This is a genomic window from Rubrivirga sp. (genome assembly GCF_965213695.1).
Classification (GTDB): domain Bacteria; phylum Bacteroidota; class Rhodothermia; order Rhodothermales; family Rubricoccaceae; genus Rubrivirga.
This window is the reverse complement of the sequence record NZ_OZ243912.1, coordinates 3775372-3793668: the sequence shown is the minus strand read 5'-3', so window position 1 is coordinate 3793668 and position 18297 is coordinate 3775372. Positions and strand designations below refer to the sequence as shown.

19 protein-coding genes are annotated in these 18297 nt (G+C 73.3%); 14 read left to right on the top strand and 5 right to left on the bottom strand.

Annotated features, from left to right (window positions below):
• Positions 1-124 precede the first annotated feature (124 nt).
• The 6 genes from ACOOHE_RS16810 to ACOOHE_RS16785 all read left to right on the top strand — a co-directional run bounded on the left by ACOOHE_RS16810 (position 125) and on the right by ACOOHE_RS16785 (position 6614).
• Positions 125-2320: a winged helix-turn-helix domain-containing protein gene (locus ACOOHE_RS16810; RefSeq protein ID WP_420455241.1), complete on the top strand. Its 2196-nt coding sequence runs from the start codon at positions 125-127 to the stop codon at positions 2318-2320.
• Positions 2321-2511: 191 nt separating this feature from the next.
• Positions 2512-3510 (top strand): GTP 3',8-cyclase MoaA, encoded by a 999-nt coding sequence (gene moaA, locus ACOOHE_RS16805; RefSeq protein ID WP_420455240.1) that lies wholly within the window; start codon positions 2512-2514, stop codon positions 3508-3510.
• A gap of 228 nt (positions 3511-3738) precedes the next feature.
• Entirely contained in the window at positions 3739-4242 is a 504-nt protein-coding gene (gene moaC / locus ACOOHE_RS16800; RefSeq protein ID WP_420455239.1) for a cyclic pyranopterin monophosphate synthase MoaC, read from the top strand.
• Positions 4243-4284: 42 nt separating this feature from the next.
• On the top strand, positions 4285-5256 hold the full coding sequence (floA, locus tag ACOOHE_RS16795; protein WP_420455238.1) for a flotillin-like protein FloA: 972 nt from the start codon (positions 4285-4287) through the stop codon (positions 5254-5256).
• Positions 5257-5320: 64 nt separating this feature from the next.
• Positions 5321-5875, top strand: coding sequence for a hypothetical protein (locus ACOOHE_RS16790; protein ID WP_420455237.1), 555 nt, complete (start codon positions 5321-5323; stop codon positions 5873-5875).
• Between the two features lie 130 nt (positions 5876-6005).
• On the top strand, positions 6006-6614 hold the full coding sequence (locus tag ACOOHE_RS16785; protein WP_420455236.1) for an NADase-type glycan-binding domain-containing protein: 609 nt from the start codon (positions 6006-6008) through the stop codon (positions 6612-6614).
• Positions 6615-6642: 28 nt separating this feature from the next.
• Here the strand turns inward: ACOOHE_RS16785 and pepE are convergent, their stop codons facing one another.
• The 5 genes from pepE to ACOOHE_RS16760 form a co-directional block, all read right to left on the bottom strand.
• Entirely contained in the window at positions 6643-7350 is a 708-nt protein-coding gene (gene pepE / locus ACOOHE_RS16780; protein WP_420455235.1) for a dipeptidase PepE, read from the bottom strand.
• Between the two features lie 726 nt (positions 7351-8076).
• Positions 8077-8580: an acetyl-CoA carboxylase biotin carboxyl carrier protein subunit gene (locus tag ACOOHE_RS16775; RefSeq protein WP_420455234.1), complete on the bottom strand. Its 504-nt coding sequence runs from the start codon at positions 8578-8580 to the stop codon at positions 8077-8079.
• Positions 8581-8858: 278 nt separating this feature from the next.
• Positions 8859-9839 (bottom strand): SDR family NAD(P)-dependent oxidoreductase, encoded by a 981-nt coding sequence (locus ACOOHE_RS16770; protein ID WP_420455233.1) that lies wholly within the window; start codon positions 9837-9839, stop codon positions 8859-8861.
• Positions 9836-10573 carry a biotin--[acetyl-CoA-carboxylase] ligase gene (locus ACOOHE_RS16765; RefSeq protein ID WP_420455232.1) on the bottom strand — a complete coding sequence of 246 codons (738 nt, stop codon included), beginning with the start codon at positions 10571-10573 and terminating at the stop codon, positions 9836-9838. The genes ACOOHE_RS16770 and ACOOHE_RS16765 overlap by 4 nt, the downstream gene beginning before the upstream one ends.
• Positions 10570-11280 carry a hypothetical protein gene (locus ACOOHE_RS16760; RefSeq protein WP_420455231.1) on the bottom strand — a complete coding sequence of 237 codons (711 nt, stop codon included), beginning with the start codon at positions 11278-11280 and terminating at the stop codon, positions 10570-10572. Before ACOOHE_RS16760 ends, ACOOHE_RS16765 begins: the two co-directional genes overlap by 4 nt.
• Positions 11281-11352: 72 nt before the next feature.
• On the opposite strand from ACOOHE_RS16760, the gene ACOOHE_RS16755 reads away from it, so the two are divergent.
• The 8 genes from ACOOHE_RS16755 to ACOOHE_RS16720 all read left to right on the top strand — a co-directional run bounded on the left by ACOOHE_RS16755 (position 11353) and on the right by ACOOHE_RS16720 (position 18245).
• The gene (locus ACOOHE_RS16755) at positions 11353-12177 is read left to right on the top strand and encodes an inositol monophosphatase family protein (RefSeq protein ID WP_420455230.1); all 825 of its coding nucleotides are present in this window, start codon (positions 11353-11355) and stop codon (positions 12175-12177) included.
• Positions 12178-12259: 82 nt separating this feature from the next.
• Positions 12260-12634: a response regulator gene (locus ACOOHE_RS16750; protein WP_420455229.1), complete on the top strand. Its 375-nt coding sequence runs from the start codon at positions 12260-12262 to the stop codon at positions 12632-12634.
• Between the two features lie 322 nt (positions 12635-12956).
• A complete protein-coding gene (locus ACOOHE_RS16745) occupies positions 12957-13796 on the top strand; it encodes an enoyl-ACP reductase FabI (protein WP_420455228.1) in 840 nt (279 codons plus the stop codon).
• The gene (locus tag ACOOHE_RS16740; RefSeq protein ID WP_420455227.1) at positions 13793-14668 is read left to right on the top strand and encodes a hypothetical protein; all 876 of its coding nucleotides are present in this window, start codon (positions 13793-13795) and stop codon (positions 14666-14668) included. The genes ACOOHE_RS16745 and ACOOHE_RS16740 overlap by 4 nt, the downstream gene beginning before the upstream one ends.
• Position 14669: 1 nt before the next feature.
• The gene (locus tag ACOOHE_RS16735; RefSeq protein ID WP_420455226.1) at positions 14670-15119 is read left to right on the top strand and encodes a DoxX family protein; all 450 of its coding nucleotides are present in this window, start codon (positions 14670-14672) and stop codon (positions 15117-15119) included.
• Complete coding sequence (locus tag ACOOHE_RS16730; protein WP_420455225.1) at positions 15116-16657, top strand: M1 family aminopeptidase; 1542 nt, start codon at positions 15116-15118, stop codon at positions 16655-16657. The genes ACOOHE_RS16735 and ACOOHE_RS16730 overlap by 4 nt, the downstream gene beginning before the upstream one ends.
• A gap of 215 nt (positions 16658-16872) precedes the next feature.
• Positions 16873-17496, top strand: a complete 624-nt coding sequence (locus ACOOHE_RS16725) for a hypothetical protein (RefSeq protein ID WP_420455224.1) — start codon at positions 16873-16875, stop codon at positions 17494-17496.
• Entirely contained in the window at positions 17493-18245 is a 753-nt protein-coding gene (locus ACOOHE_RS16720) for an HAD family hydrolase (protein ID WP_420455223.1), read from the top strand. Before ACOOHE_RS16725 ends, ACOOHE_RS16720 begins: the two co-directional genes overlap by 4 nt.
• Positions 18246-18297 lie beyond the last annotated feature (52 nt).

Genomic DNA, 18297 nt, shown 5'->3' with positions numbered 1-18297 from the left:
GTGGAGGACGCCCCGCAGCAGTTCGGGCACCACGGACAGGGCCACCGCGTTAGGCGGCTGAGATGCCCACCGCCCCCTGCGTCCCGAGCGGCGAGGTCCCTGGCCCCCTCTTTCGACGTCACTGATGGAACCGGTAACGACGGCCGACCAGCCGACTGTCACCGCCCCATTCCGGGTGGGCGAGTGGGTCGCGGAGCCGATGGCGAATCGGCTCACGCGCGGCGACGACGTGCGCAAGCTGGAGCCGAAGGTGATGGAGGTGCTCGCGGCGATGGCCGCCCGGCCCGGCGAGACCGTCACCAAGGACGAGTTCATGGCCGAGGTCTGGACCGGCACCGTCGTCACCGACGACGTGTTGGCCCGGTGCATCTCGGAGCTCCGCAAGGCGCTCGACGACGAGGCCCGGAACCCGACCTACGTCGAGACGCTCCGCAAGCGGGGCTACGCCCTTATCGCCCCGGTCGAGCACGACCTCGACCTCGACCTGGCCGCCCCGGCCCTGCCCCCGCCGGTCGCCGTGCCGGCCCCGATGACGGGCCTCGACGTCCGCCGGCCCGCGCTCCCGACGCGGACGCGGCCGGGCGTGCTGCTGTGGGCGCTGGCCGGCGTCGTGGTCGTGCTGGCCGGGGCGTTCGTCGCGTACCAGGCCGGCGTCGCCGGCGTCCGGCCGCTGGGGGCCGCGCCGGTCACGAGCTTCGTCGGCGACGAGCGGGACCCGGCGCTGTCGCCCGACGGCGCCCGCGTCGCGTTCGCGTGGGACGGCGGTGTGCCCGGCGTCGACGAGGGGGAGCGCCAGTTCGACATCTACGTCCTGCCCGCCGACGGCGTCGGGGACCCCGTCCGGCTCACGATGCAGCCGGCCGACGAACTGAGCCCGGCCTGGAGCCCCGACGGCGAGCGCGTCGCGTTCGTCCGGTGCGGCGTCGGGGGCGAGTGCGGCATCCACGCGGTCGACGCCGGGGGCGGGCCCGAGCAGACGCTGGTGCAGGCCGGCGACCTCGACATCACCGACCTGGTGTGGAGCCCCGACGGCCAGCTGCTCGCGTTCTCGGGCCGGCGCGGGCGCCAGGGCGCGTTCAGCTTGCACCTCCTCCCGCTCGACGGCTCGGCCCCGCAGCGGCTGACGTCGCCGGCCTCGACCTACCCCGGCGACCTCGGGCCCGCGTTCTCGCCCGACGGCCGCCAGCTCGCCTTCGTCCGGACGGCGCTCGACGGCCGCCAGGACGTGGCCGTGGTGACGGTCCAGGGCGGGCGCGTCCGGCGGCTGGCGCGCGAGCAGAAGGGGATCACGGGGCTCGACTGGACGCCCGACGGCCGCGAGGTGGTCTACGCCGCCAACCGCGACGGGGCCGCCGGCCTGTGGCGCGTCGGGCTCGACGGCGGCGACCCCCGGTGGGTCGCGCTCGGCAGCGACGGCGGCGAGATCGCCGGGCCCTCGGTCGGGCGGAACGGCGGGCTCGCGTTCGCCCGCCAGCTCGTCCGGTCCCAAGTCGTCGAGGTCGCCGGCGGCGGGGCGGCCCGGCCGCTCCTCCCGTCGACGCGCGACGACCGCCAGCCGGCCGTGGCCCCGGACGGGTCGCGCGTTGCGTTCGTCTCGACGCGCTCGGGCAGCCACGAGGTCTGGACGGCCGAGCCCGACGGGGCCGGCGCCCGCCAGCTCACGACGTTCGGCGGCGCCCGCGTCAGCGGACCCCGCTGGAGCCCCGACGGCCGGCGGCTCGTGGTCTCGGCCCGGGCCGGCGGCGACGCCGACGCCGACGTGTTCCTCATCTTGCCCGACGGCGAGGCCCGCGCGCTCACCGACGTCGCCGCCGATGACGTCGCGCCGACGTGGTCGCGCGACGGGCTCTGGGTCTACTTCGCGTCCGACCGCGGCGAGACGTGGCAGATCTACCGCGTGCCCTCGGGCGGCGGCGCCGCCGAGCCGGTGACCGTCGGCGGCGGCGTGGCGGCGGCCGAGGCGCCCGGCGGCGGCCTGCTCGTCCTCCGGCCCGACCGCCGCGGCCTGTGGCGGCTCCCCGTCGTCGACGGCGAGATCCGCGACGTCCGCGCCGAGCGGCTCCGCGTCAACCTCTCCCCGGCCGACTGGGCCAACTGGGCCGTCGTCGGCGACGCCGTCTACGTGCTCGAGCGGCGCTACGACCGGGCCGCGACGGTCGTCCGCCTCGACCCCGCCACGGGCGCGCGAGTGACGCTCGCCGCCGTCGACGACGTGCCCGAGGACTCGGGCCTGGGCGTCTTCCCCGGCGGGGGCCGCCTGCTCCTCTCGCGGCTCGACCGGGCCGACAGCGACGTGGTCCGGGTCGAGGACTTCCGGTAGGGGCGCGAGTGGCGAGGCGTGGGGGAACCCTCGTCGGGCCGAACACTATTCTCCGCGCTCTCCGCGCTCTCCGCTTCAATGGACGTCCCCTTCGAGTTCGGCTCGGCCGCCTGGTACGTCGTGATGCTGATGGCTGGGCTGGCCGTCGGCGCGACCGTCGCGATCGCGCGGACGATCTTCCGGAAGGACGAGTGACGGCGCTCGCCGACGCCTTCGGCCGCCGCCACACGACGCTCCGGCTCGGGCTGACCGAGCGGTGCAACCTCCGCTGCGTCTACTGCATGCCGGCCCAGGGCGTCCCGCTGACGCCGACGCGGGCGATGCTGGCGACCGACGAGATCGAGGCCGTCGCCCGGGCGCTCGTCGGGGCCGGCGTCGACAAAGTCCGGCTGACGGGCGGCGAGCCGCTCGTGCGCAAGGACGCCGTCGAGGTGGCCGAGCGGTTGGGGCGACTCGGCCTGCGCTCGCTGGCGATGACGACGAACGGGCTGCTGTTGGAGGACCGCCTGCCGGCCTTGCGCGCCGCCGGCCTGACCGACCTCACGGTTTCGCTCGACACCCTCCGCGCCGACCGATTCCACCGCGTCACGCGGCGCGACGGGCTCGGCACGGTGCTCGGCGCGCTCGCCGCCGCACTCGAAGCGGGCTACGCCATCGACGGCCCGCGCTCGCTCAAGGTCAACGTCGTCGCGCTCCGGGGTGTCAACGAGGACGAGGCGGCCGACTTCGCGGCCCTGTCTGTGCGCGAGCCCGTCGAGGTCCGCTTTATCGAGGTCATGCCGTTCGACGGCAACGGCTGGGACCGCGCCGCGCTGGTCCCGATGGCCGAGACGCGGGCGGCCATCGAGGCCGTCCACGGCCCGCTCGTCCCGCGCGACGACGGCCCGCACGCGACGGCCCGGACGTTCAATCGGCCCGGCTGGCGGGGCCGCGTCGGGTTCGTGGCCAGCATGACGGCCCCGTTCTGCGCCGGCTGCAACCGGCTCCGCGTCACGGCCGACGGCGCGCTCAAGGTGTGCCTGTTCGGCGCCCGCGAGGTCAGCCTGCGCGACGCGCTCCGCGCCGGGGCGACGGACGCCGACGTGGTGGCCCTCGTCCGTCGGGCGCTCGCCGGCAAGGCCCGGGCCCACGCCGGCATGGACGTGCTCGCGGCCACCGGCAACCGACCGATGATCACGATCGGGGGGTAGGGGCTGGGCGCTCGCTGCGCTCGCGGAGACAGGAAATGGGAACGGGGAAACGGCAGAGGGGACGGGCGTGGGCGCTTTGTGAGTAACTCGGTGGGTGGCCCGTCGGTGGCGCTCGCGGGAGGCAGGAGTCAGATTTCCCCGTCCCCCGTCCCCCGTCCCGGTCGCGCCGAAGAGCCCTCGCCGGTCCGTGCGGCCGTCTATCTTGTGCCGCGTCCCCCCACCGCTGCCATGACCGAGACCCCCACCCTCAGCCACGTCGACGACCAGGGCCAGGCCCGGATGGTCGACGTCAGCCACAAGACGTCCACGGCGCGGACGGCGGTCGCGGCCGGCCGCGTCGTCGTCGGGGCCGAGGCGCTCCGGCTCATCCGCGAGAACGAGATCCGCAAGGGCGACGTGCTCACGGTCTCGAACGTGGCCGGCGTGCTCGGGGCCAAGCAGACGAGCCGCCTGTTGCCGCTGTGCCACGACGTGGTGCTCCAGAACGTCGAGATCGAGTTCGAGCTCGACGACGAGGCCGGCGCCGTCGACGTCCGCGCGATCACCAAGACCGAGGGGCCGACGGGCGTCGAGATGGAGGCGCTGACGGCCGTGACCGTCGCCGCGCTGACGGTCTACGACATGTGCAAGTCGGTCACGAAGGACATCGAGATCACGGGCGTCCGCCTGCTCGCCAAGACCGGCGGCCGGAGCGGCGACTACCGCCGGCCGACCGGCCCGCGCAACAACTAGCGGGGCTCCGGGCGTACGCCCGGTCCCGTCTCCCCCCTCCTCATGGAAGAGCTCGTCGGCGTCGGCAGCCTCATCGTCATCTTGGGCGCGGTCCTGTTCGGGATCGTGCTGCTGTACTTCATCCCGGTCCGGCTCTGGATCACGGCCATCTTCTCCGGGGTCCGGCTGAGCCTGTTCCGGGACTTGGTCGGGATGCGGTTGCGGAACGTGCCGCCGGCGGCCATCGTCCGGCCGCTCATCACGGCGCACAAGGCGGGCATCCCCGTCTCGCCGCCGCTCTTGGAAGCCCACTACCTCGCCGGCGGCCACGTCCAGCAGGTGGTCAACGCGCTGATCTCGGCCGACAAGGCCAACATCGACCTGACGTTCGAGCGGGCGACGGCCATCGACCTGGCCGGCCGTGACGTGTTCGAGGCCGTCCAGGTGTCGGTCAACCCGAAGGTCATCACGACACCGCCGATCTCGGCCATCGCCAAGGACGGCATCCAGGTCCGCGCGATTGCGCGCGTGACGGTCCGGGCCAACATCGAGCGGCTGGTCGGCGGCGCGGGCGAGGAGACGATCATCGCCCGCGTCGGCGAGGGCATCGTGAGCACGATCGGCTCGTCCGACACGCACGCCCAGGTGCTCGAGAACCCGGACAACATCTCGAAGACGGTGCTGGCGAAGGGGCTCGACAACGGGACGGCCTTCGACATCCTGTCCATCGACATCGCCGACGTCGACGTGGGCGAGAACATCGGGGCCAAGCTCCAAACCGACCAGGCCGAGGCCGACCTCCGCGTGGCCCGGGCCAAGGCCGAGGAGCGCCGCGCGGCGGCCGTCGCGTCCGAGCAGGAACAGCGGGCCAACCTCGTCGCGGCCGAGGCCGAGATCCCCCAGGCCATGGCCGAGGCGTTCCGCCAGGGCAACCTCGGCATCATGGACTACTACAACCTCCGCAACATCGAGGCCGACACCGAGATGCGGACGGCCATCGGCGGCGGCCCGGCCGGGACCCAGGAGCAGAGCTAGCGGAGCGACCCGGGCCGCCTCCCATCGCGTCCGGCCCTCAGACCGACCTCGACCCGCGCCGCGAATGACCGACGCCACCCTCGTCGCCCGCGTCGTGGCCTTCGCGGCGCCCGCCGCGCTCTCCGTCACCCAGGACGTCGTCCGCACGGCCCTGCCGACGCTGACCGACCAGGCCGACCCCGGGCTCGTGGCCGAAGAGACGCTGGCGCTGGTGGCGACCGTCGCGGCCCGGGCCGCCGAGGTCGGCCTGCGCGAGCGGCCCGACGCGCTGGCTGCCGTCGGCCCGGCGCTGGCCGAGGTCCCGTTCCTCTACCACGACTTCCTGCTCGGGGCGTCCGTCGTCGCGGGCGGCGGCGAGGGCGAGGTCGAGCCCGACCAGAGCGTCTACGGCCGGCTCGACCGGAAGGCGGCGTTCTACGGGGCGCACCTGGCGCCGGGCCGCTTTCCCGGGCCGTCGCTCCTGCGCGAGAAGATGCCGCTGTGGATGGGCCGCGTCTCGCCGCCCAAGCTGCCGACCTCGCCCGACGCCCGGCTCGCGGCCACCGGCCTGGTCGACGTGGTGGCCGCGTTCGCGCGTCTCGTCACAGCGTTCGCGCAGAAGGCGGCGGGGGAGGCGTAGTCGCTGGGCCGCAAGTTCCTCGCAAGGCGTTTGTCGCCCGGACCACCGAGCTCGTCGTCGTAGCCTTAACGGCTACCTGTCCCTGCGTCGTTCCCGTTCCGAGGTGGCCGGCACCGCTAGACTCTACTCGATGCGCGCCCTCTCTGCTCTCACTGCTTTCCTCGCGGTCCCCGTCTTCGCCCAGGTGCCCGTAGCTAAGGCGACGGTCCACACCGCAGACTGGGCGGTGGAGGAGTTGGCCTCCGACGAACTGTTTGCCGGGTGCAGTCTCGCGTGTGCACTCGGGTGGGAGGTCGTGGCCTCGTCTCACCTCTCGCCACAGGGGGCGAACCGCTACGACGCCGACCAACTTGACGACGCTTCGGCGCAGACGGCGTGGGTCGAGGGGGCCGACGGTCCCGGCGTCGGGGAGTCGGTCGTGTTTCGATTGATCGGCGACCCTGAGCACGACGTTGGGGCCGTCGGCCTCTGGGGTCTTCGCGTCGTCAATGGGTACGGAAAGTCAGAGGCCGCGTGGCGCGAGAACGGGCGGGTTCGGACGGCGCTCCTCCTCGTCAACGGCTGGCCAGCCGCCCGGATCGAACTCGCAGACACGATGCTCATGCAGTCGGTGAGCCTGCCCGACGGTCCGCTGGTGCGCGCTGGGGACGTGGTCACTCTCGTCGTCACGGACGTCTACCCTGGCGATCTGTACGAGGACCTGGCCATCTCGGAGATCATCCTCGACGGCGCTCACTGACGAGGTCCCTCAGACGTGCGGGGCGTGGTCAGGCAACAAACAGGGCCTCGGCCTCTCCCGGCCCCGCCTCGCGCCCCTCCGGCGACGCCGTGTCGAACACGCGCGCGGCGCCCTCGCCCAGAAGCGTCGCCTGCCCGTCCGTGAGGCGGACGGCCGTTCCCTCGGGGAGGCCGACGACCGGGCGGTCCGGGTTGGCGGCGACGAACTCGGCCAGCCGCTGCGCGCGTGTCTCGCCCTGGTGGCCCGGCGGGTGCGCGTCGGTGTAGTGCGGGTTGATCTGGACCGGGACCAGCCCGAGCGCGTCGAGCGACGGCGGCTCGACGATGGGCATGTCGTTCGTCGTCCGAATGGTCGGGCCCGCGAGGTTCGAGCCGGCGCTCCACCCGACGTAGGGGGCGCCCTCGGCCACGCGCTGGCGGATCGCGTCGAGCAGCCCGTGCCGGTACACCTCGCGGAGCAGGTGGAACGTGTTGCCGCCGCCGACGAACACGGCGTCCGCCCCGGCCACGACGCCGGCGGGATCGGCCCCCGCGTGGACGCCGACGATTTCGAGGCCGAGCCCGTCGAGCGCGTCGCGGACCCGGCCGAGGTACTCGTCGTAGCCGAACGTGACGGCGGCGTAGGGCACGAAGGCCACCCGGCGCGCGTCGCCGACGGCTTGGGCGATCCAGTCGCGGGCGTGCGCCAGATACGGCTGGCCGGGCGAGGTCGAGTTGCTGAGGAGCAGGGTGGGCATGTGGATCTAGAGGAGCCGTGGAGAATACATCGCCGCCCGGTTGAAAAACGAGCGATGTGAGCACGACCGCTGGCGCGGGGATGAGATCGGAAAAAGATCAGCGAGACGCTCAGAATCGGTACCCGACGCCCACACGGAGGCCGCTGTGGCCTGTCGCTGAAAGTGGTTCTACCCCGATCCAAGTACCTACCTCGGTGTACCCGAAGGGACCCCGATGAGCTCCGATAACGACGCCACCCGACCCCTCCACGACGGCTGACTCCCGTCCATTGTCACTACTCGAGACCGTCCGCCTTCCTATTCCGAGGCCTAGCCGTCCATAGGGAGTGACGGGTCCGAAGCGAACGGGGTGGAAGCGAACGCCCACTGTCGCTCCATAGAGGCGAAGGGTACCCATCGAATCGTTCCCAGAGAACGCGGCATAGCGAACGTCGTAATCAAGGGTGGCAATCGGAGCGAGTCGACTCGCCGCGCGTACGTTGAGAGTCCAACCGCTCTCCCCCTCGAAGACGCTCCCTCCGTCGACTTGGGAAGGGCCAGCCGCGACGCTGATCTCTTGTGCGTTGGGCGGCTGAGCGGCGAGGGAGGTGAGTGCAATTGCGAGAGAGACGAAGCGGTGGACCACGCGGATGTTTCTGGAGACGGCAGCATCCTCTACGATAGACCTATGGAGAAGGGACAGCCTGGTCCGATCACATCAGGCCGGCGTAGGGGAAGAGGACCGACTCACACGTCCACTTCGATCAGCAGGTCGTTCTTGGCGACGGCGTCGCCCGGAGCGGCGTGGACCGCGGCGACAGTGCCGGCGGCAGGCGCCGTCAGCTCGTTCTCCATCTTCATCGCCTCCAGCACGACGACGCCCTGGCCGGCCTCGACGGCGTCGCCCGGCGCCACGAGCACGCGCAAGACCAGGCCCGGCATCGGCGCGTGGACCTCGCGGTCGGCCGCCGCGTCGCCCGTGTCCAGGCCGAACCGCTCGAGGAGCAGGTCGGCGTCGGTGCGGACGTCGACCTCGATGGGGGCGCCGTCGACCCAGACGCGCGTTGTGGCGCCGTCGCGCTCGACCGTGGCCACGCGCGGCCGGCCGTCGACGACGAGCAGGACGGTCTCGGCGCGGTCGGTGCGGCGGAGCGTCGTGAGGCGGGCGTCGAGCGGTTCGCCGTCGGCGGTCGTGCCGTCGGCGCGGTCGACGGAGAGCGCGGTCTCGCCGGTGCGGAGGTGGAGGGCCATGCCCCAAGATACCGGGACGGAGATGGGCGACGGACGGGGGACGACGGACCATCGACGATGCCGGTGGGGCCGCCGCGAGCGGAGAGCTGGATCGCCAGCGCCCCACACTCCTCTTGTCGTCCTGAGCGGAGCGAAGGATCTGTCCGCTCGCCCCTCGGTAGCCCGGATCGACTCGGCGCTGGCGTCCAGCAGATCCTTCGCTGGCGCTCAGGATGACAAGGTGAGGGATGGAATTTTGGGGACGCCGACAGGGCTGAGCCCGCGAAACCGCTCACGCCTCACCACTCACGCCCCAGCGACGCCGCCAGCCGCCGAGCCGTCTCTGAGAACGGCCGGTACGAGAGGCCGAGGTCGCGCGTGGCCTTTGACCCGTCGTAGCGATAGGTGGCCGAGGCGTTCTGCGCCGTCGCCCGCGTCAGCGCCGGCTCGGACCGGGTGACGGCCGCGCCGACCTCGGCCAGGGCGCCGGCCGCCGTCAGGAGCCACGGCGGCGCCGTCCGGCGGGGCGGCTCGGCGCCGGTCGCCCGGGCGAGCGTGCCGAGGACCTCGGCCCACGACAGCGTCTCGGCCGCGAGCACGTAGCGCTCGCCCGTCGCGCCGCGCGCGTGCGCCAGGCGGAGCCCCGTCGCCACGTCCTCGACGTCGACCACGGCCGTGCTGCCGGGCGGCGCGAGCGGGACGCGGCCGGCGGCGACGCGCTCGGCCAGCGCGACCGTCCCCTCGCCCGACCGGCCCGGCCCGAACACGACGGCCGGGTTGACGATGACGGCGTCGAGCCCCTCGGCCACGCCCCGCTGGACCTCGCGCTCCGCGTCGCGTTTGCTGACGGCGTAGGCCGTGTTCGCGGGCGACAGCCGCCACACGGTCGCCTCGTCGATCACGGCCGCCGGCCGGACCGTCCGCCCCAGCGCCGCGATGCTCGACGTGTGGACGAGCCGCCCGACGCCGGCCTCCAACGCCGCGTCGACCACGTGGGCCGTGCCCGCCACGTTCGCGGCCCGCATCCGCTCGCGGGCGTGGGGCGCAAACGCCACCATCGCCGCGACGTGGTAGACGGTCTCGGCGCCCTCCATCGCGGCGTACACCGAGTCCGCGTCGGTCACGTCGCCGACGGCGTGCTCGACCCGGTCGGCGGCGTCGCCCAGCAGGTCGAGCGCCGACGTCTCGCGGCGCACGATGCGGACGGCCGCGCCCTCGGCCAGCAACTGGCGGACGAGCGCGGAGCCCACGAAGCCGGTGGCGCCGGTCACGAGCGTCATGGCGCCAGCGTCACGTCGCCCGCCACGACGGCGACCTCGCCCGCCTCTGTCACCACGCGGAGCGCGCCCGTCGGCGCGAGCCCGAGGACTCGGCCCTCGGCCACCACGCGCCCGCCCACGTCGCGGACGGCCACCGGGTCGCCCACCCCGTCCAGCCGGGCCTCGACGGCGGCGACCAGGGCGGCGGGGTCGGCCTCGATCTGGGCGAGCGCCTCGGCCAGCCGGTCGAGCAGTGGGCGGAGCGGGGCCAGGCGCGCGACGGGCTGGCCGGTCGCCAGCGCGAGCGACGTGGCGACGCGCTCCAGTTCGGGCGGGAACGTGTCCTGGGCGACGTTCAGCCCGACGCCGAGCAGGACGCACGGTCGGCCCCGCGTCCACGTCGTCTCGGCCAGGACGCCGGCCAGCTTCCGCCCGTCCGCCAGGACGTCGTTGGGCCACTTGATCCGGGCGTCGGCGCCGAACGCCTGGGCGGTCTCGGCCACGGCGAGCCCGGCCGCGAGCGGGATCAGCCCGACGCGCTCGCCGTCGAGCGACGGGCGCAGGACGACGGTGAACAGCAGGCTCTGCCCGGGCGCCGCCGTCCACGCCCGGCCGTGGCGCCCGCGCCCGCCGGTCTGGCGCTCGGCCACGACGACGGCCCCGTGCGGGGCGCCCCGTCTCGCCCACGCCGCCGCCTCGTCCATCGTCGACCCGACCGTGCCGAGGTGCCGGGCGGGCGTGCCGAGCGCCGTCATCGGGCGACGGCTCCCCCGCGCTCGGCAGGGCGGACGCGCCAGGCGGTGCGGACGTGGGCCGGCGCCGAGAGCGGGACGTCGGTCCGGGTGTCGGTCTCGACCCGGCGCGGCACCCAGCCTCCAGCGTGGGGCGCCAGGTCGACGCGGACGCGGCTCGCCTCGTCGTAGATGGCCGAGTCCGCCGCCCGCTCGACCTCGACCGACGCCACGCGCCCCCCCTCCGACACGGCCGCCCAGACCCGCCGCACGCCGAGCTCGCTCCGGCCGTCGGTGAGCACGGCCTCGACCAGCCGGAAGCGGGCGCCGCCGATGGTCGTGTCGCCGAGCACCGTCCGTCGGTAGGCCTGGCCAGCGACGGGGTCGAGGTAGGGCGGGTCGTCGGTGAGGGCTTGCGCGATGGGGTCGGCGAGCGCCGGGGCCGTCTCGGCGCCGACGGCGAGCGTGCCCGTGCCAGACCGCTCGACCTCGGTCCCGGCCGCCGTCCGCCGGAGCGTGACGGTCTCCGTCCCGATCTCGCGGTCGCCGTCGAGCGCGGTCACGACCAGGTCCGCGGTGTAAGCCGTCCGTCCGAGGTCGTCGAAGGCGTCGGCGACAGCGTGAGCGTCGACGGCGTCGAGCAGGCGCAGGGCCTCGGGGTCGCCCGAGATCGGGGCCGGGTCCTGTCCGGCGCAGCCGGCGAGCAAGACGAGCAGGAGGAGCGGGCGCACGGTCGGGGGAGCGGTCGTCGTCAGAACCCGCCCCCCGGCGTGGGGTTGCACCGGCCCGCCCTCCGCCCCCCGATGCCCTTCGCTGCCGAGCGCCGCGCCGCCGAGTCCGCCGCCCGGGCCGCCGCCGACTTTATCCGCCCCCACGCCGGCGGGCTGGACGCCGCCGACCTCCGCTCGAAGGGGGTCCACGACCTCGTCACGTTCGTCGACGAGGGCTCGCAGCGGATCGTGGTCGACGCGCTGGGCGCCGCGTTCCCCGACGACAGGGTCCTCGCGGAGGAGGGCGCCGACGCCGACCTGGACCTCGACCGGGGCCGCGTCTGGATCGTCGACCCGCTCGACGGGACGACCAACTTTGCCCACGGCGTCCCCCCGTACGCCGTCTCCATCGGGCTCCGCGTCGACGGTGTAGGCGCCGTCGGGGTCGTGCTGGACGTGTCGTCGGGCGAGCTGTTCTCGGCCGCGCGCGGGGCCGGCCTCGAGGTCGACGGCCAGCGTGGGACGGTCTCGGCCACGGACCGGCTCGACGACGCGCTCGTCGCGACGGGCTTCCCGTTCCGCGACTACCGCTATCTCGATGGCTACCTCGCGGCGGCCCAAGCCGTGATGCGGTCGGCGCGCGGGCTGCGCCGGCACGGGGCCGCCGCGGTCGACCTGGCGTGGACGGCGGCCGGCCGGTTCGACGGGTTCTTCGAGGCGGGCCTGGCGCCGTGGGACCTGGCCGCGGGCGTCGTCCTGGAGGCGGCGGCGGGCGGCGTGGTGACCGGCCTGTGGGACGGCGCCGACCCCGTCGCCACGGGCGGTGTGCTGGCGGCTGCGCCCGGCGTCGCCGACGCGCTGGGCCGGGCCGTGGCCCCGCTCGGGGCCGCCTACCGGCGGGCCACGAATGGGGGATAGCCTGGGCGAGGCCCGCGGTTTCGCCCCCCGCTTCAGCGGGCCCGGGGGCCGTCGATACCTCGGGCCCCCCACGGTCCGCCTCATGCCCGCCGCCCGCCCGACGCTGCTCGTCGCCGACGACTACCCGGAGAACTGCAAGCTGTTCTCGATCTACCTCCGCCAGGGGTACGAGGTGGTCACGGCGTTCTCGGCCGAGGCCGCCGCCGAGCGGTTGGCGGCCGGCGACGTCGACGCGGCGCTCCTCGACCTCAACTACCAGGGCGGCATGACCGGGCTCGACCTCATCCGCCACATCCGTGCCGACCCCCGGCTGGCGACGCTCCCGACGCTGGCGCTCACGGCCCACGCCTCGCCCGAGGACCGCCGTCGCTGCCTCGACGCCGGGTTCGACGCCTACCTCTCGAAGCCGGTGATGAAGGCCGAGATGCTGGCGGCCATCGAGACGCTGCTGGCGTAGCGGTGGGGCGCGAGCGGTTCCGCTGGCACAGAACCGAGTGTCCCCGCGAGTCCCGTTCCCACCTCGTCATCCTGAGCTTGCGAAGAGCCTGCCCCCGCGACCGCGAAGCGACGGCGCAGCCAAGGCGGGGGATCTCAACGCCGACCTTCCAAGTCGTAGGAGACCGGAGGGCGGAGGCGTCAAGCTGAGATCCTTCGCAAGCTCAGGACGACACGGCAGGGGGGTCGAGCGCTGAGTACGCGATAGCCCTGGCGTCGTCCCCGGTCCGTCGTCCGGGCCCGGGGGGCGTCCGTAGCTTGGCGGCCCCTCTCCCGACTCTCCGATGGCCGACTCGAACGGGCTCCTCGCCGGCAAGACCGGCGTCATCTCCGGCGCCCTTGACCCCGACTCCATCGCCTGGGCGCTCGCCCTGGCGGCCCACCGCGAGGGCGCCCGGTTCGTGCTCACGAACGCGCCCGTCGCCCAGCGCTTCGGCCGGCTCGACGAGCTCGCCGGGCTCACCGGCGACAGCCCCGTCGTCTACGCCGACGCCACGGCCGACGACGAGCTCGAGGGGCTGTTCGCCCAGGCCACCGACGCGCTCGGCGGCCCGCTCGACTTCGTCGTCCACTCGATCGGGATGGGGATGAACGTGCGGAAGGGCCGGGCCTACGAGGAGCTCAAGTACGAGTGGTACCACAAGACGCTCGACATCTCGGCCGTCTCGCTCCACCGGATGGTTCGCGCTGGGCTCGCGACCGACGCGCTGGCCGACGGCGGGTCGGTCTTGGCGATGAGCTACATCGGGGCCCAGCGCGTCTTCTCGGAGTACTCCGAGATGGGCGACGCCAAGGCGCTCTTGGAGTCCATCGTGCGGAGCTTCGGGTACCGGTTGGGCCGGCGCGGCATCCGGATCAACGCGGTCTCGCAGAGCCCGACCCGGACGACGGCCGGCGGCGGCATCTCGGGGTTCGACGCCATGTTCGAGTTCGCCGAGAAGGTGGCCCCGCTCGGCAACGCCGACGCCGCGTCGTGCGCCGACTACTGCGTGACGCTGCTCAGCGACTACAGTCGGATGGTGACCATGCAGACGCTCTTCCACGACGGCGGCTTCTCGGCGATGGGCATCTCGGACGCGCTCGTCGAGGGCCTGTCCGGGATGAGCGTCCGGGACGACGGATGAGCCGGCTCGAGTACGTCAAGCCGACGCCGCTCTCGCTCCGTACGCACCCCGAGTTCAACGAGCAGTGGCTCCAAGAGCGCATCGCTGAGGACCCAGGCATCCTGGGGCTCGGCGACCTCATCTTGAAAGACAAGGAGCGGACGCAGCCACGGGCCGGTCGTCTCGACCTCCTGCTCCAGCACGCCGACGACAACTCACGCTATACCGTCGAGGTGCAGTTGGGCGCGACGGACGAGAGCCACATCATCCGCACCATCGAGTACTGGGACGTAGAGCGGAAGCGCTACCCGCAGTACGAGCACACCGCTGTGCTCGTGGCGGAGAACGTGACGAGCCGCTTCCTCAACGTGATCAGCTTGCTCAACGGGACGATTCCGCTCGTCGTGGTCCAGCTTAATGCGTTCCAGATCGAGAGCCGGATCGCGCTCACCTTCACGACGGTCCTGGACGTGCTCCCACTCGGGCTCGTCGACGAGGACGAGGAGGTCGCCGAGGCGACGGACCGCAGCTACTGGCTTGCCCGGGGGACCAAGGAGACGGTCGCTATCGCGGACCAGGTTTTTGGTTTGGTGCAGGAGATCGACGACAGCCTTTCGCTGAAGTACAACAAGTTCTACATCGGCCTGGCGCGAGACGGGCGGGCGCTCAACTTCGTCGAGTTCAAGCCGAAGAAGAAATGGATGGACGCTCGGCTCCGGCTACCGCGCTCAGAAGAGACGGAGGCCCGTGCCGAGGAAGCAGGGCTCGAGATCGGGGAGTACGACACCCGCTACCGGAGGTATCCGATCCGCCTCACGAAAGGCGACGTCGGCGCCCACCGGGACGTCTTGGCGAGCCTGCTCCGCCAAGCGCACGACACCTACATGGGTTGACATGAGGCACTGCGCCCCTGTCTTCCCGGCGCTCGGCGCGGTGGCCCTGACCGGTTGTGACGGCGTTGCGGTCGTGTTTCCAGAAGAGGGCACGCAAGCGCTTTCCATCGCCATGTTGGCGGCGGCGTTCGTCGGGGCCGGCGTGCTGCACTGGATCAAGCCGCGGCTGTTCGAGGCCATCGTGCCGCCGTCGCTGCCGGCGCCGCGCGTGCTCGTTCTGGTCTCGGGCGTGGCCGAGATCCTGGGCGGGCTCGGCCTGTTGGTGCCGGCGGTACGGCCGTGGGCGGGGTGGGGGCTGGCGGCGCTGCTGGTGGCCGTCTTCCCGGCGAACCTCTACATGGCCCGGGAGTCCGAGCGCTTCCGGCGGCTCGCGCCGCGCTGGCTGCTGCTGGCGCGGCTCCCGCTCCAACTCGTCCTCATCGCCTGGGTCCTGTGGGCCAGCCGTCCGTGACCCGATCCGCCGTCGCCGCCGTCCTGATCCTCGCCGGCTGCGGCGGCCCGGCCGACCGCGACAGCGTCGACGCGCCCGGTCCGCAGCCCGGCGTCGACGTCCGCGAGGTCCGGGCCGAGGTGCTCCTGAACCCGGAGACCCGCCAGATCGGAGCGACGGCGACGCTCGACGTGGCCCACCCGGATACGCTCCGGACGCTCGTCTTGGGCCTCGACGACGCGCTCGACGTGGTCACCGCGCGGGTCGACGGCGAGGCCGTCTTGTTCTGGCGCGACGGCGACGCGCTCTCGGTCCCGCTCGACGGCGGCGCCGACTCGTCCCGCGTCGAGGTCGTCTACCGGGGCGTCCCCGCGGCCGGGCTCTACGCGGATGAGGCCGCTGGCCAGCAGGTCGTCTACACCGACGGCTGGCCGGACCGGACGGCCGGCTGGCTCCCCGCCGTCCACGACCCGTCGGATCCGGCGCGGCTCGACCTGACGGTCGTCGTGCCCCAGGCGTTCGAGGTCGTCGCCAGCGGGCGGGCGGTCGGTGACTCGCTGGCGGGGGGGCAGCGACACGCCCGGTTCGTGCTCGACGAGCCCGCGCCGGCCTACACCTGGGCCTTCGCCGTGGGCGACTTCACCATCGCCGAGCAGGCCGGGCCCGTCCCCATCCGCCACGCGCTCCTGGCCGCCGACGCCGGGCTCGCGGCGCGCCTCGGCCGGACGCCGGCCGCGATGGAGGCGCTCGCCGCGATGCTCGGCCCGTACCCGTACGCCAGCTACACCACGGTCGAGGTGCCGATGGACTACGCCGGCATGGAGAACGCCGCCGCGCCGTTCCTGCGCGCGAGCCTGTACGGCGCCGACGCCGAGGGGCGGACTCCCATCGAGGAGGTCAACGTCCACGAGCTCGTCCACCAGTGGTGGGGGAACGCCGTCGTGCCGGCGTCGTGGCGCGACTTGTGGCTGAGCGAGGGCGCGGCGACCTACCTCACGACCGAGGTCTACCAACGGCTCGACGGGTGGGACGCCGGCCGCCGCTTCCGCACGCTGATGTCGCGCGAGATCGGGCCCCAGGACGCCGCCCGGCGGCTCGTCCCCGCGACCCTCGACGACCCCGCCGACGTGCTCTCGCCGACGGTCTACCAGAAGGGCGGCGCCGTCTTCCACCTCCTCCGCCTCACGCTGGGCGACGCCGTCTTCTTCGGCGCGCTCCGCCAGATCCAGGTCGACTTCGCCGACCGCCCGCTCTCGACGGCCGACTTCCGCCAAGCGCTGGAGGCCGCGTCCGGCCGCGACCTCGGCCCGCTCTTCGACTACTGGGTCGACGGCGAGGGCGTCCCCACGTTGCGCACCCGGTGGGACGCGCCGACGCGGACGCTGAGCTGGTCCGTCGAGGACGACGGGGGCACCCTCGCGGGCGTGGGCTTCGAGCTCTACGTCCGCCAGGGCGACCGCGCGTGGTTCGTCCCGGCGACGGACGGCGTGTTCTCCCCGCCCGGCGACGACCGGCCGACGGTCGAGCCGTCGGGCCTCCTGATGACGGTCGAGCGGTAGCCGGCAACCGGCTCGGGCGCCCGCCCGTATACTCGCCCTCTCGCAACGCGGACTCCCATGAGCAAGACTCGGCGCACCATCAAACCGTCCGCCCGCGTAGGCACGATCAGCCGAGCGCGAGCCCACAAGGCGGCGGCCTCCGCGAGCCCTGCCAGCAAGCCCTCGGGGGGGCGCTCGCAGACGTCCGGGAAGGCGACCAAGAAGTAGAGGCCCGCGTGAGTGGCTACGACGACCAGGTCTTCGTCAACTGCCCGTTCGATGAGGACTTCGAGCCGCTCTTCCGGGCCCTCGTCTTCGCCATCCACGACTGCGGCCTCGTGGCCCGGTCGGCCTTAGAGCAGAGCGACAGCGGGGCCGTCCGGCTGTCGAAGATCGAGTCGATCATCGGCGCGAGCCGCCTGAGCATCCACGACATTTCGAGGACCGAGCTTGACGTGGCCTCCGGGCTCCCGCAGTTCAACATGCCGCTCGAGCTGGGGCTCGTTCTTGGAGCGCGCCGGTTCGGGACCGCCCGACACAGACGGAAGGCCTGTCTCGTCCTGGACAGCGAGTCATTCCGCTACCAGGTCTACCTCTCCGACATCGGCGGCCAGGACATCGGGTGCCATCGGAACGACCCCGCGGTCGCGATCCAGGTCGTGCGCGATTGGCTGAGCCACCACCTCGTCTCCGACGTGATCCTGCCGGGCCCGAAGACGATGATCCGGCGGTACGGAGCGTTCCAGGCGGCCCTACCGGTGATGCTGGACGACGTCCAGATCGGGCCCGACGAGCTGATCTACAACGACTACACGACCCTCCTCGTCTCGTGGCTGGCGCTCAACCCGTGGGGCGTGTGATCCGCCTGTTTCTCGCCGACATCGACGGCTGCCTCAGCGAGCCCTACGTCCCGTTCGACCTGGACGGGTTCCGCCAGCTTCGCGCGTGGGCCGAGCGGGCGGAGACGGACGAGCGCTATCCGCGCCTCGGGATCTGCTCGGGGCGGAGCTACGCCTACGTCGAGGCCATGGCGCAGGCGCTGGCGCTGCGGGCGCCGGCCCTGTTCGAGAGCGGCGGCGGGCGGTTCGACCTCGGCGCGGCGCGGATCACCTGGAACCCGGCGCTGACGCCGGCGACGGAGGCGGCGCTCGCGCGGTGCCGCACGTTCGTGCTGGCCGAGGTCGTCCCGCGCTCCCCCACGGTCTCGTTCGACTACGGCAAGCGGTCGCAGGCCGGCATCGTGAGCCCGGTCGTGGGCGAGTGCGAGGCGTTCCTGCCCGAGATCGAGGCGTTCGTGGCCGATGCCGGACTCGACCTCGTCCCATACCACACGCCCCACTCGGTCGACGTAGTGCCTCGCGGGCTGACCAAGGTGCAGGCGCTGCGCTGGCTCGCCAAGTCCGACGGGCTCGGGCTCGACGAAGTCGCGTTCATCGGCGACACGAACGGGGACGCGCCGGCGATTGCGGCGGCGGGGCTCGGCTTCGCCCCGGCCAACGGCGTCGAGGCCGCACACGCAGCGGCCGACGTCGTGACCGACGCGCCGGTGCTCGGCGGAGTCCTGGAGGCCTACCGGGTCTGCCTCGCTCGCAACGGCGCCGGGGACTAACGCGGTGCGGCGCCCCGTTTCCGAGACGCCCCGATCCGACTCGGGAGTCTCC